The 23,758-nt window shown below is 68.7% G+C and carries 19 protein-coding genes and 1 tRNA gene; 13 read left to right on the forward strand and 7 right to left on the reverse strand.

All coding sequences use genetic code 11. The features are described from left to right. Nucleotides 1–24 precede the first annotated feature (24 nt). Entirely contained in the window at nucleotides 25–1,002 is a 978-nt protein-coding gene (gene dksA, locus IEX13_RS04540; protein WP_188661729.1) for an RNA polymerase-binding protein DksA, read from the forward strand. 55 nt (nucleotides 1,003–1,057) lie between these two features. On the opposite strand, the gene IEX13_RS04545 is transcribed toward dksA, so the two are convergent. From IEX13_RS04545 to cysS, 3 genes are read right to left on the reverse strand one after another with little or no spacing between them, the layout of a single operon-like run. Beyond that, nucleotides 1,058–2,803: a DUF885 family protein gene (locus IEX13_RS04545; RefSeq protein ID WP_188661731.1), complete on the reverse strand. Its 1,746-nt coding sequence runs from the start codon at nucleotides 2,801–2,803 to the stop codon at nucleotides 1,058–1,060. 14 nt (nucleotides 2,804–2,817) lie between these two features. After that, nucleotides 2,818–3,249, reverse strand: coding sequence for a SufE family protein (locus IEX13_RS04550; RefSeq protein WP_188661733.1), 432 nt, complete (start codon nucleotides 3,247–3,249; stop codon nucleotides 2,818–2,820). Next, a complete protein-coding gene (cysS, locus tag IEX13_RS04555; RefSeq protein ID WP_188663009.1) occupies nucleotides 3,249–4,619 on the reverse strand; it encodes a cysteine--tRNA ligase in 1,371 nt (456 codons plus the stop codon). Before cysS ends, IEX13_RS04550 begins: the two co-directional genes overlap by 1 nt. 119 nt (nucleotides 4,620–4,738) lie before the next feature. Here cysS and IEX13_RS04560 point away from each other — a divergent pair, with 119 nt between their 5' ends. From IEX13_RS04560 to argH, 8 genes are all read left to right on the forward strand, one after another. Further along, nucleotides 4,739–5,305, forward strand: coding sequence for a glycine zipper 2TM domain-containing protein (locus IEX13_RS04560; protein ID WP_188661735.1), 567 nt, complete (start codon nucleotides 4,739–4,741; stop codon nucleotides 5,303–5,305). A gap of 247 nt (nucleotides 5,306–5,552) precedes the next feature. After that, nucleotides 5,553–6,557: an N-acetylornithine carbamoyltransferase gene (locus tag IEX13_RS04565; protein WP_188661737.1), complete on the forward strand. Its 1,005-nt coding sequence runs from the start codon at nucleotides 5,553–5,555 to the stop codon at nucleotides 6,555–6,557. A 16-nt stretch (nucleotides 6,558–6,573) separates the two neighbouring features. Next, entirely contained in the window at nucleotides 6,574–7,770 is a 1,197-nt protein-coding gene (locus IEX13_RS04570; protein ID WP_188661738.1) for an argininosuccinate synthase, read from the forward strand. 5 nt (nucleotides 7,771–7,775) lie between these two features. Beyond that, a complete protein-coding gene (locus IEX13_RS04575) occupies nucleotides 7,776–8,867 on the forward strand; it encodes an acetylornithine deacetylase (RefSeq protein WP_425489077.1) in 1,092 nt (363 codons plus the stop codon). A gap of 5 nt (nucleotides 8,868–8,872) precedes the next feature. After that, nucleotides 8,873–10,171 (forward strand): acetylglutamate kinase, encoded by a 1,299-nt coding sequence (locus IEX13_RS04580; RefSeq protein WP_229668489.1) that lies wholly within the window; start codon nucleotides 8,873–8,875, stop codon nucleotides 10,169–10,171. Between the two features lies 1 nt (nucleotide 10,172). Beyond that, on the forward strand, nucleotides 10,173–10,778 hold the full coding sequence (locus IEX13_RS04585) for a GNAT family N-acetyltransferase (RefSeq protein ID WP_188661741.1): 606 nt from the start codon (nucleotides 10,173–10,175) through the stop codon (nucleotides 10,776–10,778). Continuing rightward, nucleotides 10,775–11,725: an N-acetyl-gamma-glutamyl-phosphate reductase gene (gene argC / locus IEX13_RS04590; RefSeq protein WP_229668446.1), complete on the forward strand. Its 951-nt coding sequence runs from the start codon at nucleotides 10,775–10,777 to the stop codon at nucleotides 11,723–11,725. Before IEX13_RS04585 ends, argC begins: the two co-directional genes overlap by 4 nt. Beyond that, nucleotides 11,722–13,020, forward strand: coding sequence for an argininosuccinate lyase (gene argH / locus IEX13_RS04595; protein ID WP_188661743.1), 1,299 nt, complete (start codon nucleotides 11,722–11,724; stop codon nucleotides 13,018–13,020). The genes argC and argH overlap by 4 nt, the downstream gene beginning before the upstream one ends. Nucleotides 13,021–13,135: 115 nt before the next feature. Here argH and IEX13_RS04600 read toward each other — a convergent pair whose 3' ends face one another. Genes IEX13_RS04600 through IEX13_RS04610 form a run of 3 tightly spaced genes read right to left on the reverse strand, consistent with a single transcriptional unit; the run spans nucleotide 13,136 to nucleotide 18,029 of the window. Continuing rightward, nucleotides 13,136–13,939, reverse strand: coding sequence for a CPBP family intramembrane glutamic endopeptidase (locus IEX13_RS04600; protein WP_188661744.1), 804 nt, complete (start codon nucleotides 13,937–13,939; stop codon nucleotides 13,136–13,138). 27 nt (nucleotides 13,940–13,966) lie between these two features. Then, a complete protein-coding gene (locus IEX13_RS04605; protein WP_188661746.1) occupies nucleotides 13,967–15,307 on the reverse strand; it encodes a DUF3999 domain-containing protein in 1,341 nt (446 codons plus the stop codon). 4 nt (nucleotides 15,308–15,311) lie between these two features. Further along, the gene (locus tag IEX13_RS04610; RefSeq protein WP_188661747.1) at nucleotides 15,312–18,029 is read right to left on the reverse strand and encodes a DUF2339 domain-containing protein; all 2,718 of its coding nucleotides are present in this window, start codon (nucleotides 18,027–18,029) and stop codon (nucleotides 15,312–15,314) included. Between the two features lie 215 nt (nucleotides 18,030–18,244). Between IEX13_RS04610 and IEX13_RS04615 the strand changes: the two genes are divergently transcribed. From IEX13_RS04615 to IEX13_RS04625, 3 genes are all read left to right on the forward strand, one after another. Continuing rightward, the gene (locus IEX13_RS04615) at nucleotides 18,245–19,654 is read left to right on the forward strand and encodes a glycosyltransferase family 2 protein (RefSeq protein ID WP_229668447.1); all 1,410 of its coding nucleotides are present in this window, start codon (nucleotides 18,245–18,247) and stop codon (nucleotides 19,652–19,654) included. A gap of 130 nt (nucleotides 19,655–19,784) precedes the next feature. Then, complete coding sequence (locus IEX13_RS04620; protein WP_229668448.1) at nucleotides 19,785–21,197, forward strand: glycosyltransferase family 2 protein; 1,413 nt, start codon at nucleotides 19,785–19,787, stop codon at nucleotides 21,195–21,197. After that, nucleotides 21,194–22,105 carry a hypothetical protein gene (locus IEX13_RS04625; RefSeq protein WP_188661749.1) on the forward strand — a complete coding sequence of 304 codons (912 nt, stop codon included), beginning with the start codon at nucleotides 21,194–21,196 and terminating at the stop codon, nucleotides 22,103–22,105. The genes IEX13_RS04620 and IEX13_RS04625 overlap by 4 nt, the downstream gene beginning before the upstream one ends. 71 nt (nucleotides 22,106–22,176) lie before the next feature. Here the strand turns inward: IEX13_RS04625 and IEX13_RS04630 are convergent. Next, nucleotides 22,177–22,253, reverse strand: a tRNA-Pro gene (locus IEX13_RS04630). A 130-nt stretch (nucleotides 22,254–22,383) separates the two neighbouring features. Here IEX13_RS04630 and hisS point away from each other — a divergent pair. After that, a complete protein-coding gene (gene hisS / locus IEX13_RS04635; RefSeq protein WP_188661750.1) occupies nucleotides 22,384–23,757 on the forward strand; it encodes a histidine--tRNA ligase in 1,374 nt (457 codons plus the stop codon). Nucleotide 23,758 lies beyond the last annotated feature (1 nt).

Below are 23,758 nucleotides of genomic sequence, written 5' to 3' on the forward strand. Positions count from 1 at the left end.
CAAGGAAAGAGAGGAATTGCCCTAGTGGCCGCTAAGAAAACCATCAAGAAGGCCGGCAAGCCGGCCGCCAAGAAGCCCGCCAAGGCGGCCAAATCCGTAAAGCCCGCCAAGAAGACGGCGGCAAAGGCCAAAGCGCCCGCCAAACCGGCCAAGAAGGCGGCCAAGCCGGCGGCCAAGCCGGTCAAGAAGGCGGCCGCCAAGGCCAAACCGGTCAAGAAGGCGGCTGCCAAGGTCGCCAAGAAGGCCGTCAAGGCGGTCAAGAAGGTCGTCAAGGCGGTCAAGCCGGCCGCCAAGCCGGCCAAGAAGGCGGCTGCGAAGCCGTCGGCCAAGCCGGCCGCCAGGAAAGCGGCGGCCAAGCCGGCGCCGAAGGCGGCTGCGAAGCCCATTGCCAAGCCGGCCCCGAAGCCGACCGCGAAGCCGGCTGCCAAGACCGCGACCAAGGCTTCGGCCAAGTCCGCGGCCAAGGCGGCTCCGGCGCCCGCACCGGCCCCCAAGCCGGTGGTCAAGCGCAACAGCGGCGTGGTGGCGGGTTACGTCAAGCCGACGACCCCGCGCCCCGAGCGCATCAAGCCGGCGACGGCGCGCACCGTGCGCGTGGACCTGCCGGCGGGCTACAAGCCCAGCGCGAAAGAGGAATACATGGGCCCGATGCACCTGGAATACTTCCGCCAGCGTCTGCTGCAGTGGAAGGAAGACCTGGTCGAGGAGTCCAAGCAGACCATCGAGAACCTCAAGGAAGAGGTGCGTGACGTCGGCGACGAAGCCGAGCGCGCCAGCCGTGAGTCCGAAAACAGCCTGGAACTGCGCACCCGCGACCGCTACCGCAAGCTGATCAGCAAGATCGACAGCACGCTCAAGCGCATCGAGGACGGCAGCTACGGCTACTGCGTGGACACCGGCGAAGAGATCGGCCTCGAACGCCTCGAAGCCCGCCTCACCGCCGAACGCACCATCGACGCGCAGGAACGCTGGGAACACCGCCAGAAACAAATGGGCGAGTAAAACCCGCTGCGTGGTTCATCCAAGAAGCCCCGGGAGACCGGGGCTTCTTTTTTGCCTACCGTCGGAAGTCGTAGAAGCGCCAGTCGGCGCGAAGGTCCTGCACCGGGACGTCGCCCGAAAGGCGGGCGCGGACGGCCGCCACGGGCATGGGGCCGCCCATCAGGATGCTGTCGTGGAACTCGCGTTCGGTCATCTTGCCCGAGACGACGAATTCTTCGTGCAGGGCGCGGAACTGCAGCCCGCCGATCATGTAGGCGATCTGGTAGAGCGGGCCGTAGTCGCCGGCGAAGCTTCGGCGCACTTCGGCGCGGGCGTTTTCGCGTTCATGGCCGACGCGTTCGACCAGCAGGTCGACCGATTGGTCCGGCGTCATCTTGCCCAGGTGGAAGCCCAGCGAGAACAGGATGCGCGCGGCGCGGTGGCTGCGCCAGAACAGCATGCCGATCTTGTCCTCGGGGGTCTTCGCGAAGCCGCGGTCCCACAGGCGGAACTCCCAGTACAGCGCCCAGCCTTCGGTCCAGAACGGCGTGTCGAACAGTTCGCGGTGGGTCTGGTAGCGCGAATTGTAGAAATACTGCAGGTGGTGGCCGGGAATGAGCTCGTGGTGCACCACCGCGCGCGAGAAGTGGCGGTTGTTGCCACGCAGGGCCATCAGCTTTTTTTCGTGCGGCATGGTGTCGGTGGGATAGGCCACCCAGACGTCCTGGCCGCCCAGGAAGAACGGCGCCTGCAGCTGGAATTCGGGCGACAGCATGGTCATGCGCCAGTCGCGCTTGGCCAGTTCGGGCACGGTGACCAGGTCGTTGGCGACCAGGTAGTCGATGGCTTCGTCGGCCAGTTCGACCACCAGCCTGGGCTGGTCGCCGGGCGCCGGATGCAGCGCCTTCACCTGTTCAAGCGCGGCTTTCCAGTCCCTGGCGCCCATCTCGGCGGCGGCCTTGGCCAGTTCGGCTTCGCACCAGGCCAGTTCGCGTTCGGCCAGGTCCATCAGCTGTTCGGGCGTGTAGGGGATCAGCTCGTGCCGGAGCGCGGCCAGCAGCGCATCGCGGCCGATCGGGTCGCCGATGATGGTTTCCGGGTCGCTGGCGCCGGCCAGCTTGTCGCGCAGCAGCTTGGCGTGGGCCTCGAGCTGCTTGTCCAGGGCTTCGTAGGGCTGGCGGGTCCACCAGGTGAACTCCGGGTCGTAGCCGGCGTGGAAGCCGTGCCATTCCTTCAGGTCCTTGCGCACGCCATCGACCAGGCCGGCGGCACGGTAGGCCAGGATCGGCGAGGTGCCCAGGGCCTTGGGGTCCTTTTCCAGGCGAGCCTGCAGGTCGGCCAGCTGCTGCCGGGTCCTGTCGAGCGTGGCGGCGCTGGCCCGGCCGTCCGGGTACTCCAGCGCACGGCGGGCTTCGGCCAGATCCACCAGGGCGGCGACACCCGGCAGCAGCGGCGCCGCGTCGGTGAAGCGGCCGCGGCGGAAGTCCAGCTGTTCCAGGCGGTAGGCCAGGTCGCGGCGGAACAGGGCGTGGTCGAGGCGGTCTTCGCCGGAGAGGCCGGCCGGGTCGATCTGGGCCAGGCGCTGCTGCCAGTCGGTGTAGAGGCGGCGCAGCGCGGCTTCGCGGCGGGTGCCGGCAGTGGTGTCGTGCACACGCTCCAGGCTGCCCAGGTCGGCGCGGAAGCGGGCCACCACCGGCGCCATCACCTGGGTTTGCACCGGCATCTGCGCCAGCGGCGGCGCCAGGCTGGGCAGCGCGCCGGCCACGGCGGGGAAGGCGAGGGCGGCGGCCAGGCAACTGGCGAGCAGGCGGCGGTGCGGCATGGAAGCTCCTGGGATCAGGCCGGCAGGTGCCGGCGGGCAGTGTCCTGGATGAACTGCAGCAGCGCGGCCAGGCCGTTGCTGCGGGTGGGCGAAAGATGTTTGGCCAGGCCGATGTCGGCGATGTAGTCGGGCGTGGTGGCCAGGATTTCTTCGGCGCTGCGCCCGGAGTAGACGCGCAGGGCCAGGTAGATCAGCCCCGAGACGATGCTCGAATCGCTGACGGCCTTGAAGGCCAGGTCGGCGGCATCACCCTCGGGCACGATCCAGACCATCGACTGGCAGCCCTGCAGCCGGTTTTCCTCGGTTTTCCACTCTTCCGGGAAGGGCGGCAGCTTGCGGCCCAGGTCGATCAGGTACTGGTAGCGTTCCGACCAGTCGCCGAAGAAGGAAAATTCCTCGGCGATCGCGGCCTGGGCTTCGGCGGCGGTGGCTTCGGTCGGGCGCATCAGGCGCGCCTCCAGCGCACGCCCTGGGGCGTGTCCTCGAGCAGGATGCCTTCCTCGGCCAGCTGGCGGCGGATGCCGTCGGCGCGCGCGAAGTCGCGCGAGGCCTTGGCGGCGTTGCGTTCCTCGACCAGGGCTTGGATGCGGGCGTCGTCGCCGGCGTCGGTGCCACGGTTGAACCAGGCTTCCGGCGCCTGCTGCAGCAGGCCCAGCAGCAGGCCGGCGCCCAGCAGTTCGGCTTTCAGGCTGGCGCGGGCTATGGGCGACTCGGCCTTGCGGGCTTCGCCGGCGATGCGCGACAGCTCGGCCAGGGCCGCCGGGGTGTTGAGGTCGTCGCACAGGGCAGATTCCACCGCCACCGGCACGATCGGTTCCGTGGCCGGCACGCCGGCGAGGTCGCGCAGGGTCCCGTAGAGGCGGTCGAGCGTGCGCACGCTTTGTTCGATGACCGCGTCCGACCACTCCAGCGGCTGCCGGTAGTGCGCCGACAGCAGGGCGTAACGCAGGGCTTCGGGCGGGTGCAGGGTCAGCAGTTCGTGCACCAGCGCCACGTTGCCCAGCGACTTGGACATCTTCGCGCCGCCGAAATTGAGCAGGCCGTTGTGCAGCCAGTAGCGCGCGAACACCTGGCCGCCGTGGGCGCAGGTGGACTGGGCGACTTCGTTTTCGTGGTGCGGGAACTGCAGGTCAATGCCGCCGCCGTGGATGTCGATGCTGTCGCCCAGGTGCGCCTCGGCCATGGCCGAGCACTCGATGTGCCAGCCCGGGCGGCCCACGCCCCAGGGCGAGTCCCAGCCGGGCAGGTCGGGCGTGGACGGCTTCCAGAGCACGAAGTCACCGGGGTCGCGCTTGTAGGGCGCCACCTCGACCCGGGCCCCGGCCAGCATTTCCTCGGGGTCGCGGCCCGACAGCCGCCCGTAGTCGGCGTAGCTGGCGACCGAGAACAGCACGTGGCCTTCGGCGGCATAGGCGTGGCCGGAGTCGATGAGCCGCTCGATCATCGCGATGATGTGCGGGATGTGCGCGGTCGCGTGCGGGGTCAGGTCGGGGGCTTCGACGCCCAGGCCGGCCATGTCCTCGGCGTAGGCCTGGGCAAAGCGGTCGGTTATGGCCGAGATCGGGACGCCCTGTTCGCGGGCGGCCTGGTTGATCTTGTCGTCCACGTCGGTGATGTTGCGGGCATAGACCAGGCGCCCGTAGCGCCGGCGCAGCAGGTTGGCCAGCACGCCGAACACCACCGGTGGCCGGGCATTGCCGATATGCACGTAGTTGTAGACGGTGGGCCCGCAGACGTACATGGTGACCCGGTTGGGATCCTGGGGTTCGAAAACCTCCAACTGGCGGGTCAGGGTGTTGTAGAGGCGCAGTTCCATGGCGGGGCAGGCAGTCAAAGTCCGGAGTCTACCAACGGATGCCCCCCGTTTAACGAAAATCTTAGGCCGGGGTTCAGCGTCGCGATGCTTGAATTCCCGGGTCCGTCCGGAGACCCATCATGTCGTTTGTCCTGCGTCTGTTCCCCCTGCTGGCCCTGGCCGCGGCGCCCGCCCTGGCCCAGTACCCGTCCGAGCCCTACCAGGACGAGGACTACGACCAGTACGCGGCGACCGCGGTGCCCGAAAACGTCAGCTATGGCTATGCCCAGGTGCTGCGCGCCGACGAGGTGACCGAAATCGTCCGCACCCGCACCCCGGAAGAGCGCTGCGACGACGTCGAATACCGCCAGGGCGGCCAGACCACCGGCGGCACGGTCATCGGCGCCCTGGTCGGCGCCGCCATCGGCAACCAGGTCGGCAAGGGCAATGGCCGCAAGGCCGCCACGGTGGCTGGCGCCGTCGCCGGCGGTGCCATCGGCAACAATATCGCGCGCAACAAGGCCGAAGCCGAAGCCCGTGGCTGCCGGATCGTCGAGGTCGAGCGGGAAGAGACCCAGGTGGTCGGCTACGACGTCGAATACATGTACAAGGGCGAAAAGTACATGTCGCGCCTGCCCTACGACCCCGGCAACCGCCTGCGCATCCGCGTGGCCGTCAGCCCGGACCAGACCGGCTACGCCCGCTGAGTTGCGGCCATCCCGGCCCCCCGGCATACTCCCGCCCCATGACCTGCACCGCGCCCACCGCCGCCGTGATGACCTCCGCCTGGATGGCGGCGGGCATGACCTCGCGTGCGCGTCGACCGGAAGCCCACCTTTCCGCTGGGTAGCCGGGGGCGTTTGCCTGTCCGCTGATGAAAGCCCAGCCTAGTGCTGGGCTTTTTTGTTTTTCCGCTTCCGCCAACCCCTTTCCCTTCACGCCAGGACCCACCCCATGAAGCACTTCCTGAACACCCAGGACTGGAGCCGCGCCGAACTCGACGCCGTGCTGGCCCAGGCCGCCGCCTTCAAACGCGGGGAGGCCGGGCGCCAGCTGGCCGGCAAGTCCATTGCCCTGGTGTTCTTCAACCCGTCGCTGCGTACGCGCACCAGCTTCGAGATCGGCGCCTTCCAGCTGGGTGGGCATGCGGTGGTGCTGCAGCCGGGCAAGGACGCCTGGCCGATCGAATTCGAGCTGGGCACGGTGATGGACGGCGAGGCCGAGGAGCACATCGCCGAAGTGGCGCGGGTGCTGTCGCGCTACGTTGACCTGGTGGCCGTGCGCGCCTTCCCGAAGTTCCAGGACTGGTCGGTGGACCGCCAGGACCGGGTGCTGCGCAGCTTCGCCCGCTATTCGACGGTGCCGGTGATCAACCTCGAAACCATTACCCACCCCTGCCAGGAGCTGGCGCACGCGCTGGCGCTGCAGACCCACTTTGGCACCACCGACCTGCGCGGCAAGAAGTTCGTGCTGACCTGGACCTACCACCCCAAGCCGCTGAACACGGCCGTGGCCAATTCCGCCCTGACCATCGCCACCCGCCTGGGCATGGACGTGACCCTGCTGTGCCCGACGCCCGAGTACGCGCTGGACGAGCGTTACCTGGGCTGGGCCCGCGACAACGTCGCCGAAAGCGGGGGTTCGTTCCGTATGGGCCATGACATCGAGTCTGCCTACACGGACGCCGACGTCGTGTACGCCAAGAGCTGGGGCGCGATTCCGTATTTCGGCCGCTGGGAGCAGGAAAAGCCCATCCGCGAGGCGCATAAACACTTCATCGTCGACGAGGCCAAGATGGCCCTGACCAACAACGGCGTGTTCAGCCACTGCCTGCCGCTGCGCCGCAACGTGAAGGCGACCGACGGCGTGATGGATTCGCCGCAGTGCATCGCCATCGAAGAGGCCGAGAACCGGCTGCATGTGCAGAAGGCCGTGATGGCCAAGCTGGCCAACCAATAATTCCCTGGAAACCACCATGACCGACAAACACATCGTCCTTGCCTTCTCCGGCGGCCTCGACACCAGTTTCTGCATACCCTGGCTGCAGGAACGCGGCTGGGCCGTGCATACCGTCTTCGCCGACACCGGCGGCGTGGATGCCGGGGAGCGCGCCACCATCGAAGCCCGCGCGGCCGAACTGGGCGCCGCCAGCCACGTCACCGTCGACGGCGGTCCTGCCATCTGGGACGGCTTCGTCAAACCCTTCGTGATGGCGGGCGAGGGCTACCAGGGCCAGTACCCGCTGCTGGTGTCCGACCGCTACCTGATCGTCGACGCCTCCCTGAAGCGCGCCGCCGAGCTGGGCACGCGCGCCATCGCCCACGGCTGCACCGGCATGGGCAACGACCAGGTGCGCTTCGACCTGGCGGTGAAGGCGGCTGGCGAATACCAGATCGTCGCGCCGATACGCGAGATCCAGAAGGAACACACCCAGACCCGCGCCTACGAACAGGCCTACCTGGAAGAGCGCGGCTTCGAAGTGCGCGCCAGGCAAAAGAGCTACACGATCAATGAGAACCTGCTGGGCGTGACGCTTTCCGGCGGCGAGATCGATCGCTGGGAAGTGCCGGGCGAGGGTGCCCGCGGCTGGTGCGCGCCGCGCGCCGAGTGGCCGGCCGAGGCCCTGCGCGTGACCCTGACCTTCAGGGACGGCGAAGCCGTGGCCCTGGACGGCGAGGCCATGCCCGGCGCCAGGCTGCTGGCGAAGTTGAACGGCCTGTTCGCGAAATACGGCGTCGGCCGCGGCATGTACACCGGCGACACCACCATCGGCCTCAAGGGCCGGATCATCTATGAAGCTCCCGGCCTGGCCGCGCTTCTGGCCGCGCACCGCGCGCTGGAAGAAGCCGTGCTGACCAAGCACCAGAACCGATTCAAGCCCGACGTCGCCCGCAAATGGGTGGAGCTGGTGTACGAGGGCTTCTACAACGACCCGCTGAAGACCGACCTGGAAGCCTTCCTGGCCTCCAGCCAGCGCTGCGTCAATGGCGAGGTGGTGATCGAAACCCAGGGCGGCAAGGTCGACGCCGTCGCCGTGCGCAGCCCGCACCTGCTGCACGCCAAGGGCGCCACCTACGCCCAGTCCGCCGACTGGGGCGTGGAGGAGGCCGAAGGTTTCATCCGCCTGTTCGGCATGTCCAGCACCCTGTGGGCCGAGGTCAACCGCAAGTGAGCGCGATGCTGCCCGACGTCCTCAAGCACCTCGAAGCCCTGGTCGGCTTCGACACCCGCAACCCGCCGCGGGCCATCGGCACCGGCGGCATCTTCGATTACCTGCGCGCGCAGCTGCCGGACTTCGAAGTGCGGGTGACCGACCACGGCGCCGGTGCCGTATCCATGCTCGCCGTGCGCGGAAACCCGACGCGCGTGTTCAACGTGCACCTGGACACGGTGCCCGGCTCGCCGGACTGGAGCGCCGACCCGCACACGCTGCGCGTCACCGCCGACAAGGCCATTGGCCTGGGCGCCTGCGACATCAAGGGCGCCGCCGCCGGCCTGGTGGCCGCCGCCAATGCCACGAAGGGCGACGCCGCCTTCCTGTTCAGCAGCGACGAAGAAGCCAACGACGCCCGCTGCATCGCCGCCTTCCTGGCCAGCGGGCACGGCTTCAGGGAAGCGATCATCGCCGAGCCGACGCTGTGCGAAGCCGTGCTGGCCCACCGCGGCATCAGCTCGGTGCTGATGCGCTTCAAGGGCCAGGCCGGGCACGCCTCGGGCGCCGATGCCTTCGAACTGAGCGCCGTGCACCAGGCCATGCGCTGGGGCACCCAGGCCCTGGACCACGCCAGGGCGCAGTCGCATGCGCGTTTTGGCGGCCTCACCGGCCTGCGCTTCAACATCGGCCGGGTCGAAGGCGGCATCAAGGCCAACATGATCGCGCCCGCGGCCGAAGTGCGCTTCGGCTTCCGGCCGCTGCCGTCGATGGACATGGACGCCATGCACGAACAGTTCCGTGGACTGGCCGACGCCAAGGCCCTGGCCCACTACGAAGAAACCTTCCGCGGCCCCTCGCTGCCGGCCGGCGACATCGCCCGCGCCGAAGAAAATCGCCTGGCGGCCCGCGACCTGGCCGACGAACTGGGCCTGCCGATCGGCAATGCCGTCGATTTCTGGACCGAAGCCTCGCTGTTCTCCGCCGCCGGCCTGACCGCCTTCGTTTATGGCCCCGGCGACATCGCCCAGGCCCACACCGCCGACGAATGGGTGACGCTGGAACAACTGGCCACCGCCGCCGCCACCTACACCCGCCTGCTGGAGCAAACCGCGTGACCGAGATGCGCACCACGATCGTCCGGCTGCTGTCGAACATGGCCAGCGCCAAGGAGATCCAGCAATACCTCAAGCGCTTTTCCCAGGTCGACGCCGCGCGCTTCGCCGTGGTGAAGGTGGGCGGCGCCATCCTGCGCGACGAACTCGACGCGCTGGTGTCCTCGCTGTCCTTCCTGCAGCAGGTGGGCCTGACGCCGATCGTCATCCACGGCGCCGGCCCGCAGCTGGACGAAGAAATGACCGCCGCCGGCATCGGCAAGAAGGTGGTCGACGGCCTGCGGTTCACCGACAGCGAGGGCCTGGCCATCGTGCGCCGGGTCGCCCAGCGCGAAAACCTGCGCCTGGTCGAGGCCCTGCAGGCGCAGGGCGTGCGCGCCACGTCCATCACCGCCGGCGTGTTCGAGTGCGATTACCTGGACCAGGCCAGGTTCGGCCTGGTCGGCCAGGTGCAGCGCGTGGACGACGCCGGCATCCAGGCCGCGATCAAGGTCGGCTCGATCCCGGTGATCGCCTCGCTGGGCGAAACCACCGGCGGCCAGATCCTCAACGTCAACGCCGACTGGGCCGCCAACGACCTGGTGAAGGCGCTGCAGCCCTACAAGATCATCTTCCTCACCGGCACCGGCGGCCTGCTCGACGGCGACGGTGACGTGATCGATTCGATCAACCTGAGCACCGAATACGAAGACCTGCTGGCCCAGCCCTGGCTGCACTCGGGCATGCGGGTGAAGATCCAGCAGATCCACGACCTGCTGATGCAGCTGCCGCTGTCGAGTTCGGTGTCGATCACCCGGCCCGACCAACTGGCCAAGGAACTGTTCACCCACCGCGGCTCGGGCACCCTGGTGCGGCGCGGCGAGCAGGTGCGCAAGGTCACGCGCTGGGACGAACTGGACCTGGCCCGCGTGCGCGCCCTGGTGGAACGCGGCTTCGGCCGCAAGCTGGCGCCGGACTATTTCGAAAAGACCCCGTTGCTCAAGGCCTTCGTCAGTGAACACTATCGCGCCGCTTTGCTGATCACCGACGAGGACGGCCTGCCGCACCTGGACAAGTTCGCCGTCAGCGACGACGCCCAGGGCGAAGGCCTGGGCCGCGCCGCCTGGCAGGTGATGCGCGCCGACACGCCGCAGTTGTTCTGGCGCGCCCGCAGCGGCAATCCGGTGAACGACTTCTACTTCGACGAAGCCGACGGCTGCCTGAAAGGCGAACAATGGAACGTGTTCTGGTACGGCCTGGAGGGCTGGGACCAGATACGCTACGCCGTGGACCACTGCCTGGCGCGTCCCGCCACCTTGAAGGGCTGACATGCAGAACCTGCACTGGACGATTCCCCCCATCCTCGAGGGCACCCACGTCGCCCTCGAGCCGCTGCAGCCGCACCACGGCGACGACCTGCTGGCCGCGGCCGCCGACGGCGAGCTGTGGAACCTCTGGTACACCAGCGTGCCCAACACGGAAACCATCCGCGGCTACATGGCCCGTGCCATGGCCGACCGCGAAGCCGGCACGGCCATGCCCTTCCTGGTGCGCGACGCCGCCGGGGATCCGGTGGGCTGCACCCGCTTCTTCCGCATGGACCCGGTGATCCCCAGCCTGGAGATCGGCTTCACCTGGTATTCGGCGCGGGTGCAGCGCAGCGCCCTGAACACCGAAGCCAAGCGCCTGCTGCTGGGCCACGCCTTCGACGCCATGGGCTGCAGCGTGGTCGAACTGCGCACCCACGTGATGAACCACCGCTCGCGCGCGGCGATCGAGCGCCTGGGCGCGCACTTCGACGGCATCCTGCGCCGGCAGATGCGCATGCCCGACGGCCACCTGCGCGACACCGCCGTGTATTCGATCCTGGACACCGAATGGCCGGTGGTGCGCCGCGGCCTGGACTTCAAGCTCGAACACGGGGGCAGGGCGTGAGCGAGCGTCTGTCCCTGGGCCTGGTCGGCGCCCGCGGTTACGTCGGCGCCGAGCTGATCAAGCTGGTGGCGGCGCATCCGCGCTTCGAGCTGGCCTTCGTATCGTCGCGTGAACGCGACGGCCAGCGTCTGGCCGACCATGAAGCCGCTTACACGGGCGAACTGCGCTACACCAACCTCGGCCCCGACGCGGTGGCCGGGCAGGGCGTCGATGCCCTGGTGCTGGCCCTGCCCAACGGCATGGCGGCGGGTTTCGTATCGGCGCTCGGTGCAGCCGGTGCCGACCCGGTGGTGGTGGACCTTTCGGCCGACTTCCGCTTCGACGACCACTGGCACTACGGCCTGCCCGAACTTACCCGCCACCATGCCGGCGGCGCCCGCCGCATCAGCAACCCGGGCTGTTACGCCACCGCAATGCAGCTGGCCGTGGCGCCGATGCGCGAGGTGCTGGCCGGGCCGGTGCAGTGTTTCGGCGTGTCGGGTTATTCCGGCGCCGGCACCAGTGCTTCGGACAAGAACGACCCGGACAAGCTGCGCGACAACCTGATGCCTTATGCGTTGGTGAACCATATCCACGAACGTGAAGTGACCCGGCAGCTGGGGCACGCGGTGGAGTTCATGCCGCACGTGGCGCCGCACTTCCGTGGCATCACGATGACCGCCAACCTGCACCTGCAGCGCGCCTTCGGTTTTGATGGAGTGCAGCAGCGCTACCGCGACGCCTACGCCAACGAACCGCTGGTGGCCGTCGTGGACGACGCGCCCTGGGTCAGCCGCATCGCCGGCCGCCACGGCGCCGAGGTCGGCGGCTTCACGCTGTCGGTCGACGGCCGGCGGCTGGTGGTGGTGTCGACGCTGGACAATTTGCTGAAGGGCGCCGCCACCCAGGCCCTGCAAAACCTCAACCTGGCCTTCGGCCTGCCCGAAACCCTGGGGATCCCGACATGAGCGACCTGCTGTGGCAAAAACCCGGCGTGCAAGTCGACCCGCGCATCCAGGCCTTCCTGGCCGGCGACGACGTGGTGCTGGACCGCGAGTTCATCCAGGACGATATCACCGCCTCGGCCGCGCACGCCCGCGGGCTGGCGCGCATCGGCATCCTGACCGCGTCGGAGTGTGATGAGCTTTGCCGCGAGCTGGATGCCCTGTCGGAAGACCTGAAGTCCGGCGCCTTCGTACTGGACGACCGCTTCGAAGATGGCCATTCGGCCATCGAATCTCGGCTGATCGAACGCCTGGGCGACACCGGCCGCAAGATCCACACCGGCCGCAGCCGCAACGACCAGGTGCTGGTGGCCACGCGCCTTTGGCTCAAGCGCAAGCTGCTTGAACTGCAGGCCCTGTGCCGCGAAACCGCCGAAGCCTGCCTGCAGCGCGCCGAAGCCGACGCCATCCCCATGCCGGGCTACACCCACCTGCAGCGCGCCGTGGTCTCGTCCACCGCCATGTGGTGGGCCGGCTTCGCCGAGGCCTTCATCGACAACGCCGTGCGCGCCGGGCAGGCCCACGACTGGATAGACGCCAACCCGCTGGGCACCGCCGCCGGCTACGGCGTCAACCTGCCACTGGACCGCGAGGGCAGCACGAAGGAACTCGGCTTCGCCCGCATGCAGGTGAGCCCCATCTACGCCCAGCTGAGCCGCGGCAAGTTCGAAATCGCGGCCGTCGATGCCCTCGGCGCAGCCGCCCTCGACCTGCGCCGCCTGGCCTGGGACCTGAGCCTGTTCACCACGGCCGAGTTCGGCTTCGTCAGCCTGCCGGCGCAGTACACCACCGGCAGTTCGATCATGCCCAACAAGCGCAACCCGGATCTGGTGGAATTGCTGCGCGCGACCTACGCCAGCATCGCGGCTTCCCGCACCGAACTTGAACAACTGCTGTCGCTGCCCAGCGGCTACCACCGCGACCTGCAGTTCACCAAGGGCGCGCTGTTCCACGCATTCGGCCGCGGCCTGGGTGCGATGGCGCTGCTGCCGGACCTGCTTCGTGGTTTGGAATGGAAGACCGACCGGCTGGCCGGCGCCTTCGATGACGGCATGTATGCCACCGACAAGGCGGTCGAGCTGGCCCTGGCTGGCCTTCCGTTTCGCGAGGCCTACAAACAGGCCGCCGCTGAGCCGCTGCCAAAGTCCGGGGCGGATGCGCAGGCGAGCCTGGATGCGCGGGTGTCGCCGGGTGGGGCGGGGGAGTTGCAGCTGGCGGTGCTCAAACAGCGGCTGGGAACGATTACGGCTTCGGCCTGAGGCGCTTGAGTACGCTGCGTCTGAGCAGACGGTCGGTTCGCATGACGTGGACGACAATGATCCGGATGCCATCGGGCCGATAGAAGACCCGGCAAGCTGGCTCGACACGCTTGAATCAAGTCGCACCCTCGCGTCGTGCACGAACGCGGCCGAATTGCCAGAATCCTATGAAGCCAAGCGCCATCACGAGCATATAGCTGAGCGACCCGACGGTTACAGCGCGAGCAGCAGGCTCGGGAATCACCAGATGCCATAGTCCTGCCCCGTCCTTCTCGCCGACACTCCATCCCGCCAAATTCCACGCGGCGTGTACACCGATCGGCACCGCCAAGCCACGAGTAACCAACGCAGCGATGCCGAACAGCAGCGCACCAGCGCCGGCGCCAAGCATAGCCGCGCCGAGTGTCCAGCCATACGCGAGGTGCAAGGCGCCGAACGCCAATGCTCCCAAAACAAGCGCCAAGGCACGACCCGTCCTTTCTTCGAGCCGGCGAAGCGCGTACCCCCGGAACCCAATCTCCTCCATCATGGCCAGCACCAAGTACGTAGCCAACGCGAGCAGGAGAGTCGCCGTGGGTATTACGGGTGCGGGCACGATACGAACGTCGGTAAGACTCAGGAGGACGAGCAAATGACCTCCGTATAGGGCGCCTCCAATGGCGGCGCCGATGCCGAAGCGACCGATGCTGCGGCGCTCAAAGCGTAAGCCTGCGCTACCCGCATCACGTCGTTCCCAGTGCAGGAAGGCGGCAGTGAGCGCCAGGAGACCGATGCTGCTGGTGGCGCCCCACGCCATGGCCGAGAACGGGGCCGGTGCGATGTGACTGACCATGCCGAATCCAATGAGGATGCCGATCGTGGCGAGCCAGAAGAGCGCGACTGCGGCGAGCGTGCGCCACCTTGTGGGAACGGCGGTCATTTGGGTGTCGTGCATCTCGGAAGGCAATCAGTCCGCCTTCGGATGCCGAAGCACCTTCAGCGACACCGCCAGCACCAGGGCTGCCCCCACTGCCAGCACCGCCCACAGCAACCAACGCTGCCAGTCCTCGCCGCGCTTCGGCGCCAGGGCCTGTTCGCCGCCGGCTTCGGTCCGCATGCCCAGCGTCGCGGGCACCGGTGGCGCGCTCGCGGCTTCCAGCGCGGCCTTGACGGGATAGTCCTCGCGCTCGGCGCGCACGCTGCCGGCGGCCAGGGTGTACGGGCTCGGACCCTGGGCCAGCAGCACGAAACGTTCTGGGCGATAGCCCAGCACCAGCTTCGGGGCCTTGCTCAGCGCGGGCTGGGTGGTCAGGCGCCATTCGCGCTCGCGGCGGGGGTCGATGCGGGGCGCAATGTGGCGCACTTCGTCCTTGCCATTGCCCAGGCGGAAGGCGGCGAAGTTGGCCACGGGGCGCCACCAGTCTTCGCCGGGGTTCCTTGCGCCTATCTGGGCGGCGGCCACGGAATTGGCGTCGGCCAGGGTCAGGTCCACGCGTTCGACGGCGATGGGGCCCGGGGTGGTGAAGTCGTACACGCCGGCCTCTGCGCCGGCCTGGGTGCCGGCCAGTTCGATCTGCAGCCACGGGCGGCCGTCGCCGGCGTCCACGCGGCGTTCGCCCTTGAGCGCGGCCAGCATCGGCCAGTTGCCGTTGCCTTCGATGGCCAGGCGCAGGTAGCGCGCCTGGGTGGCGTCGAACGCCAGCTGCAGGCGTTCGATGCGCAGGCCGTTGTCGTCCAGGGCCACCAGCGGCAGGCCGCTGCCGATGCGCTGCCAGTCGGCCAGGTCATCCGAGGCGCTGATGCGCACGCGCAGGTTCACCGGCAGTTGCGCGGCTTCGGCCAGCTCGACGTGCAGCACGGAAATCGCCGGCGGGTCTTCGCCGCGGTCGAGCAGCAGGTCGTGGCGTTCTTCGGGCGGCGGTGTGTCGTCGGTCGTGCGCAGGTCCAGGCCGCGCAGCGTGCCGTCGGCGTCGCGTTCCAGGCGCAGGGCCAGGCTTTCGGGCTGGCCGGGGGCGGGCAGGGGCACGCGCAGCCAGGGAATCGCATCCAACTCTTCCTCGTCCCGGGCCTTGGGCGGCCAGGGTGCGAAGGGTACGGGTTCGCCGTCGGCGTTGAACACGGCCAGGTCGCGCAGGTCGCCGCGGGTCACGTACTGCAGCACTTCGGCGTCGAGCTCGAGCACGTGCGCGGCGCCTTCGCCTTCGGTCTGGATCGGCCACTGCCAGGCGTAGTCCTGCGGCGAAGCCGCCCGGGCGGGGCTGGCCATCACGGTGGCCAGGGCGGCGGTTATCAGGAAGCAAGCACGCATGCAGTTACTCCGAACGACGGGGTGGGGTGGGGGCGATGCGGCCGACCACGATCAGCAGCAGGCCCACGACCACGAAGGAAACGATGCCGGCGACGTTGCCGACGAAATGGCGGTCCACGAACAGCAGCTTCAGCAGCACCACGCCCAGCAACGCGGCGCCGAACCACCACAGCGCCCGGTCCCCGCGGCGCGAGCCCATCACCCAGGCGGTGACGCCGGCCAGGCCCCAGGCGATGGTGAGGCTGGCCTGCGCCGCGGTTTCGCCCAGCAGGTCGGGCGACCAGGGCAGGCCGCCCAGCTGGTGGCAGGCCCGCAGCACGCTCATTGACAGCATGAACAGCGCCGCGCCGGCCCAGGCCAGCCAGCCCAGGCGGTGCGGGTCGCTGTGGCTGCGCAGCCACAGCGCCGCCATCACCAGGCCCAGCAGCAGCCACAGCTCCAGCGGGTTGAGCAGCGGCAGCCAGGGCAGCGGCGCGCTGTCGCCGGGCAGGAAGTGGCCGAACAGCCAGCCCAGGCCCAGGCCCAGGCCAGCCATCACCAGCCAGACCTTCCGCCAGCGCGGGAACTGGTCGGCCACCGGCCAGCCGCCGATGGCCGGGCGCTTCCAGGCCAGCACGAACAGGACGGCCAAGGGCGCCAACACCGCCGGCAGCAGCCAGCCGTCGGCCAGCTGGCTGCGGTCGGCCAGCACCCGCAACAGGGTGATGCCGCCGGCCAGGGACACGGTCAGCAGCCAGGCGACGTGGGCGAACGCCAGCCCCAGCGAGCGCGGGCTGCGCAGCGCCCGCAGCGTCACCAGTGCGCCGGCCAGCAGCGGCCACCAAAGCACAAGCGGCCAGTCGAACAGCGTGGTGTCCCAATGGTCCTGCGAGGCCAGCGACAGCGGCAGCAGCAGCATCACCGACACCGCCACCGGCCACGACAGACGCGGCCAGACCAGCGGCTTGCGCAGCGCCGCGGCCAGCGCCGCGGTCAGCACGCAGAAGCCGGCGTAGTACAGCGCGTCGAAGCGCGGCGACAGGTTCACTCCGATCTCGCGCATGCCCAGCAGCGCCCACCAGCCCAGGCCGACCAGGAACAGGATGATCTGCAGCACGCGGCTGGCACCGGCGCGCATGTACAGGAAGGACGCCGCCAGCCAGGCGAAGGCAAGCAGGCCCAGGTTCATGGCGTGGCCGTTGAACACGAAGCGGTCCTGCCAGTCCAGGTTCCATGTGAACAAGCTGGCGAACCAGGCACCGCTGGCCAGCACCAGCAGCACCAGGCCGGACCAGTGGGTCAGGCGGCGGCTCTGGCGCAGGCCCAGCCAGATCATGCCCACGCCCTGGATCGCCCAGGCCGCGGACGTCCAGCGCGCCGACAGCGCCAGCGGAATGGCCAGCGTCGCGAACACCACGCCCATGCCGGCGGCGCTTTGCGCCAGGTCGCGAAGGCGCTGGTTGCGCTGCGCCCAAAGCGCCAGGCCGGCGAAGATCGCGGCCACCACCACGGCGCTGGTGGCCAGGCCGAAGCGGTCGCCTTCGAGCAGGCCCACCTGCATCGGGAAGGCAAGCAGCGGCGTGCCGAACAGCAGGGTGCCGTCCACCTTGCCGTTTTTCTGCCGCCCGGCCAGGGCGTACAGCACCGGGATGGACACATAGAAGAGGAAGAACAGCACCAGGAACGGTTCGACGCTGGCGAACAGCTCGGGCCGGTAATACTTCGCGCCCCAGACCCCGCCGATGGCGAAGGTGAACACGAAGCCCACCAGGTTCAGCGCCCGCCACGGTTTTTTCCAGGCAATGGCGAAGACGGCGGCGTTGAGCACGGCGTAATAGCTGAACAGCGCGACATGGTTGCCGCTGCCGGTGGAAAGCAACACCGGCGCCAGGTAGCCGCCGATGAAGCCGAGCACGGCCAGGGCCGGCGCGTCCTGCTTCACCGCCAGCACGCTGGCACCGGCGACCAGGACCACCACCAGCACGAAGGCCGGCAGGGCGGCCAGCACGTGGTAATTGCGGAAGGCCGCGAACACCACCAGCAACAGGATGCCGATCGCGCCACCTTGCAGGCTCAGGCCGAAGGCCGGGCGTTCGGCGGCGTTGCGCAGGCCCCAGACCAGCAGGGCGATGGCCGCGGCGGCGATGCCGGCCAGGCGCAGTTCGATCGGCACCACCAGCCAGCCGGCGTCGGCGGCGTACTTGATGCCGGCGGCGACGCCGAACATCAGCACCAGCACGCCCAGCTTCACCGGCACGTTGCCTTCGAACAGCCAGGCCTTGGCGACCAGGATGGCGCGGGTGAACGGGTCGGGTTCCGCCGGTCTGGCGGGTTCGGCCGGGCTTTCGATGCGCGGCGCAGGCGCGGCGGCGGCGACGGGCCGGGCCGGGGTGGGTCCGGGCTGGGCGGGCTGCGCCTGGGCAGGAACCGGGGGTGGCTGCGGCGCCGGGGCGGCGGCGGGAGCCGGGGCCGGGGCGTCCACTTCGGGGCGCAGGCCAGGGGTGCCCACGTCCGTTTCTGGCAGGGGTGCCGGCGCGGGCCGGGCCTGGGCCGCCGTTGAAGCGGCCTGGCCACGCAGCGCGAGCACTTGCTGTTCTAGCAGGCCGACCCGGCGGCGCAGCAGCAGCAGGCTGCCGGAAAGCAGGCCCAGGCCGGCTCCGGCCAGGAAGCCGAAGAACATCCGGCTCTCGTCGGCGATCAGCGCACCCAGCAGCGCCCCTACAAACCCCAGGATCCAACTCATCCGCTTCCCCCAGCGACCAGTCGGGCGAGTGTAACCAACCCCATGGCCCCAGGTGCCGGGTCCGATATCGCCAAACGCGTCACATTTTGACCCTGCTGCGCCCCGGCCGGCCCGCGTGAAGGGCGGCCTGGCTGCCATGCCGCTGTCATTTGGCTGTAACCCAGGCTGGCACGGGAATTGCATCTACTCCCGCGACAACTCAGGGGGCTTCATCAATGCTGGATCAATCCCAGGCGCCAGCCCGTTTCGAGGGCGACGCCGGCGACATGCTGCAGGCCGACGATTCGAATGCGCGGCCCCTGCGCCAAGGCTTCTACCTGCCGGTGCCCGCCAAGTTCGTCCTGGTGCTGGTGCTGGCCCTGGCGTGGATGGCGGCCAGCGTCTGGCTGTCGCTGCCCTGGCTGCACGAGCTCAGCCGCCTGGCGGGCCTGCCGCTGGCCCTGGTCGCGATCGGCTTCATCGCCTACGTGCCCGGGTTCATGAATGCCTTCCTGGTCGGTTCGATCCTCAGCGACCGCCGCCCGAAACGGCGCCTCGTTATCCACTACCCCAAGGTGGATGTCCTGGTGGCCTGCTACAACGAACGCGACAACATCGCCGACACGCTGGCCAGCCTGGCCGCGCAGGACTATCCCGGCCTCATCCGCGTCACCCTGATCGACGACGGCTCCACCGACGACACCCTGGCCGTGGCGCGGGCCGAAACCCGTCGCCTGGCGAGTGCTTCGGTGGAAATGCGCGTCATCGCCATGCCACGCAACGGCGGCAAGGCCAGCGCGCTCAACCATGGCCTGGCCGGCACCTCGGCCGGGCTGGTGATCACCGTCGACGGCGATTCCTACCTGCGCGCCGACGCCATCCGCAAGCTGGTCGAGCGTTTCCTGTCCGATCCGCCCAACACGGTGGCGGTGGCCGGCGCCGTGCTGGTGCGCAATTCGCGCCGGAACTGGCTGACCCGCGCCCAGGAATGGGACTACTTCCACGGCATCGCGGCCGTGAAGCGCATGCAGAGCATGTACCACGGCACCCTGGTGGCGCAGGGCGCGTTTTCGCTCTACACCCGCGATGCGCTGGAACAGGTGGGTGGCTGGCCCGATTGCGTGGGCGAAGACATCGTGCTGTCCTGGGCCCTGCTCGAAACCGGGGCCCGGCTGGGCTATTGCGAAGAAGCCTGCCTGTTCACCAAGGTGCCCGACCGCCTGCGCCAGTTTTCCCGGCAGCGCCAGCGCTGGTCGCGCGGGCTGATGGAAGCGTTCGCGCGCCATGGCCGGCTCCTGTTCAAGCGCCGCCTGAGCACGCTGTTCATCTGGTGGAACCTGCTGTTCGTCCCGATGGACCTGGTGTACACGCTGGTGTTCATCCCGGGCGTGATCGCGGCGTTCTTCGGCTACTACTGGATCGTCGGCATCATGACCCTGCTGGTCCTGCCGCTGGCCGCGATCTGGAACGCCATCATCTTCCGCGTCCAGCGCCGCATGTTGAACGGCCAGGGCATGAGCGTGCGCCGCAACATCGGCGGTTTCCTGGTCTATTCGCTGGGCTATACCGCCATCCTGCAGCCGGTCTGCGTGGTGGGCTACGCCGCCGAGCTCCTGCGCCTGCGCAAGACCTGGGGCACCAAATGAAGGCGCGCGCGCCCGGCCGCGAACCTGAACCTTGTCCGCGGGGTGGGGCCGGGTTCAGGGCCTTGCCCTCAGCGTGCACGAACCGCGGGAACCCCCGCGGGATCTTTCCCAAGTTCAAGGCGATCACCTGATGCTGGACAATTCCCGGACGCCGGTCCTCGACACCGAGGGCGCCGGCGTTCTGCCGCGTCCGCCCGTGCCCAGCGGGACGGCCACGCAACGACCCGGCTTCTACGTCCCGGTGACCGTCAAGTTCGTCCTGCTGCTGGTTTTCGCCCTGGCCTGGATGGCCTTCAGCATCTGGCTGTCCCAGCCCTGGCTGCGCGAACTGAGCCTGCTGGCGGGCCTGCCGCTGGCGATCGTCGCCATCGCCTTCATCGCCTACCTGCCGGGACTGATGAACGCGTTCCTGGCCGGTTCGATCCTCAGCGACCGCCGGCCCCGGCGCCTGGCCATCCAGCATTACCCCGACCTGGACGTGCTGGTGGCCTGCTTCAACGAAGCCGGGAACATCGCCGACACCCTGCAGAGCCTGTCGCTGCAGGACTACCCGGGCCGGATCCGGGTCACCGTCATCGACGACGGGTCCACCGACGACACCCAGGACATCGCGCGCCGGCAGGGCGCGCGCCTGTCGACGCCGGACATCTTCTTCCAGACCAATTCGCTGGCCACCAACGTCGGCAAGGCCGGGGCGCTCAACCAGGGCCTGGCTGCCACCGACGCCGCGCTGGTGATCACCGTGGACGGCGATTCCTACCTGCGCACCGACGCCATCCGCAAGCTGGTCGAACGTTTCCTGTCGGACCCGCCCAACACCGTGGCCGTCGCCGGCGCCGTGCTGGTGCGCAACTCGCGTGAAAACTGGCTGACCCGCGCCCAGGAATGGGACTACTTCCACGGCATCGCCGCGGTCAAGCGCATGCAGAGCATGTTCCACGGCACCCTGGTGGCGCAGGGCGCTTTTTCGCTCTACACCCGCGATGCGCTGGAACAGGTGGGCGGCTGGCCGGACTGCGTGGGCGAGGACATCGTGCTGTCCTGGGCGATGCTCAAGACCGGCGCCCGCATCGGCTACTGCGAGGAAGCCTGCCTGTTCACCAACGTGCCCGAGACCCTGGGCCAGTTCGCCCGGCAGCGGCAGCGCTGGTCGCGCGGCCTGATGGAAGCCTTCGGCCGCCACGGCAGCCTGCTGGTGAAGCCGCGCCTTAGCACGTTCTTCATCTGGTGGAACCTGATGTTCCTGCCCATGGACCTGGTGTTCACCCTGGTCTTCATTCCGGGCATCATCGCGGCGTTTTTCGGCTACTTCTGGGTGGTGGGCCTGATGACCCTGCTGGTGCTGCCGCTGGCCATGCTGTGGAACGCCATCATCTTCCATGCGCAGCAGCGCATGTTCAAAACCCAGGGGCTGGCGGTTCGCCGCAACGTCGGGGGTTTCCTGTTCTATTCGCTCGGTTACACCCTGCTGCTGCAGCCGATCTGCGTCCTTGGATACGGCTCCGAGCTGCTGGGCTTCCGCAAGACCTGGGGTACGAAATGAATCGCTACGTTTACACCCTTCTCGCGTCGGCGCTGCTGGCCGCGCTTCCGGCCGCGGCGCAGGAATCGAACCCGGCGCTTCGCGCCGAGGGCTTCGTTTCCTCCGACTCCGACGGCAACGACGTGCAGCGCGCGTCGCTGGGCTGGGACTTTTCGCGCCGGGACATCGAACACTGGTGGGGCATGCGGGTCGAACACGCGCGCTTCTCGGGCGATGGCTGGAGCCACGAGGAAGAACGCGTCTTCCTGCGCGCCGCCGGCGGTGAAGGCGGCTGGCGCTGGATGGGCGAGGCCGGCACCAACGGCGACGACCTGCTGGGCAGCGCCAGCGTGTACAGCACCGACAAGCGCCGCAAGGAATTCTTCCTCGAGCGCGACGTTCTCGAAACCCGCCAGGGCGTGGAACAGGGCCTGGTGCACACCTATGCCGGCGCGGCCATCGACCTGCCGCTGTCCGAACGCTGGACCGCCACGGGCCTGGTCGGCCTGCAGGACTTCGGTGGCGACAACCTGCGCCGGCACCTGCGCGCCAACCTGATCTACGCGGTGTTGCCGGAGCAGGGCATCAGCCTGCAGCTGCGCCTGCGCCAGTTCAACGACAGCGATCCGCGGGAAGCCGACTATTTCGCGCCGGGCCGCTACCGCCAGGCCCTGGGCGTGGTGTCGATGCGCAGGTTCTTCGGCGACGGCTACCAGCTGCGGGCCACGGCCGGCTACGGCCGCCAGGATTTCACGGGCGTCGACAGCCACCCCTCGCGCCTGCTGGAAGTGGACTTCCAGACCCCCAAGGACCGCGGCCACTTCCTGCGGGCCACCGCCGGCTACACCGACGCCCCGGGCGACGGCGCCAGCGTGGGCACCGGCTACAGCTACCGCTACGTGCGGGTCGAGGGCGTCTGGGAGTTCTGACCCGGCGCGGGCCGGGGCAGGGCGCCGGGCAATAAAAAGGGCTGCCTGCGGGCAGCCCTTCTTGCGATCGATGGTCGGGGAGACAGGATTTGAACCTGCGACTTCTACGTCCCGAACGTAGCGCTCTACCAGGCTGAGCTACACCCCGAGGGATCGAGCCGGCAATTCTAGGGACTCGGGCCGGATTCGGCAAGCCCGGCGTGCCGGCGGCGGCCCCGGGGACGCGCCTGGACGGCCGCAGCCGCTAGAATGCGCAGGTTCGCCCTGGAGTGCCCGCCTTGATCAAGCCCCGCACCACGCCCGGGGTCATGGAGCTGCTGCCCCGTGACCAGATTGCCTTCCAGCGCATGCTGGACGTCATCCGTCGCAACTATGAACGCTTCGGCTTCCTGCCGGTGGAAACGCCGGTGTTCGAACTGTCCGAGGTGCTGCTGACCAAGACCGGCGGCGAAACCGAGCGGCAGGTGTATTTCGTGCAGTCCACCGGCGCCCTCGAGCAGGGCGGCCAGCCCGAACTGGCCCTGCGCTTCGACCTCACCGTGCCTCTGGCCCGCTACGTGGCCCAGCACGAACACGACCTGGCCTTCCCGTTCCGGCGCTACCAGATCCAGCGCGTGTACCGCGGCGAACGTGCCCAGCGCGGCCGCTTCCGCGAGTTCTACCAGTGCGACATCGACGTGATCGGCAAGGACACGCTCAGCGTGCGCCACGACGCCGAGATGCCTGCGGTCATCCACGCGGTCTTCTCCGAGCTGGGCGTGGGTGATTTCACCATCCAGTTGAACAACCGCAAGCTGCTGCGCGGCTTCTTCGAAGGCCTGGGCATCGCCGAAGGCGAGCGCCAGGCGCTGGTGCTGCGCGAGATCGACAAGCTCGACAAGCGCGGCGCCGATGCGGTGCGCGCCACGCTCACCGGGCAGGATTTCGGCCTGGCCGACGACGTCGCCGACAGGATCATGGCCTTCGTGCAGGTGCGTTCGACCTCGCACGCCGACGCCCTGGCGCGCCTGGATGCGCTGGGCACTGGCAATGCCACCCTGGCCGAAGGCGTGGCCGAGCTGCGCGAAGTCATCGAGCTGCTCAAGGCCCAGGGCGTGCCGGAAACCGACTACGCGGTGAACTTCTCCATCGCCCGCGGCCTGGACTACTACACCGGCACCGTCTACGAAACCACGCTCGACGAGCACCCGCAGATCGGCTCGGTCTGCTCGGGCGGGCGCTACGAAAACCTGGCCAGCCACTACACCAAGTCCAGGCTGCCGGGCGTGGGCATCTCCATCGGCGCCACGCGCCTGTTCTTCCAGCTGCGCGAGGCCGGCATCCTGTCCGGCGCCGAAAGTTCGGTCGACGTCATGGTCGGCCTGATGGACGAAGAACGCCTGGCAGATTCGCTCGACATCGCCCGCCAGCTGCGCGGCGCCGGCATCAATGCCGAAGTGCAGATGGAGGGCAAGAAGCTGGCGAAACAATTCCAGTACGCCGATAAGGCCGGCATCCGCTTCGTGGTGCTCTACGGCGAAGACGAAGCGGCGCGCAGCGTGGTCACCGTCAAGGACCTGCGCGCCAAGGAACAGTTCGAAGTCGCCCGCGACGACCTGGCCAGGACCCTGCGCGTGGAAATCGAACAACAGCGCGCCATGGGAGGCGTCTGAC

Source organism: Arenimonas soli (assembly GCF_014643775.1).
Taxonomy (GTDB): domain Bacteria; phylum Pseudomonadota; class Gammaproteobacteria; order Xanthomonadales; family Xanthomonadaceae; genus Arenimonas; species Arenimonas soli.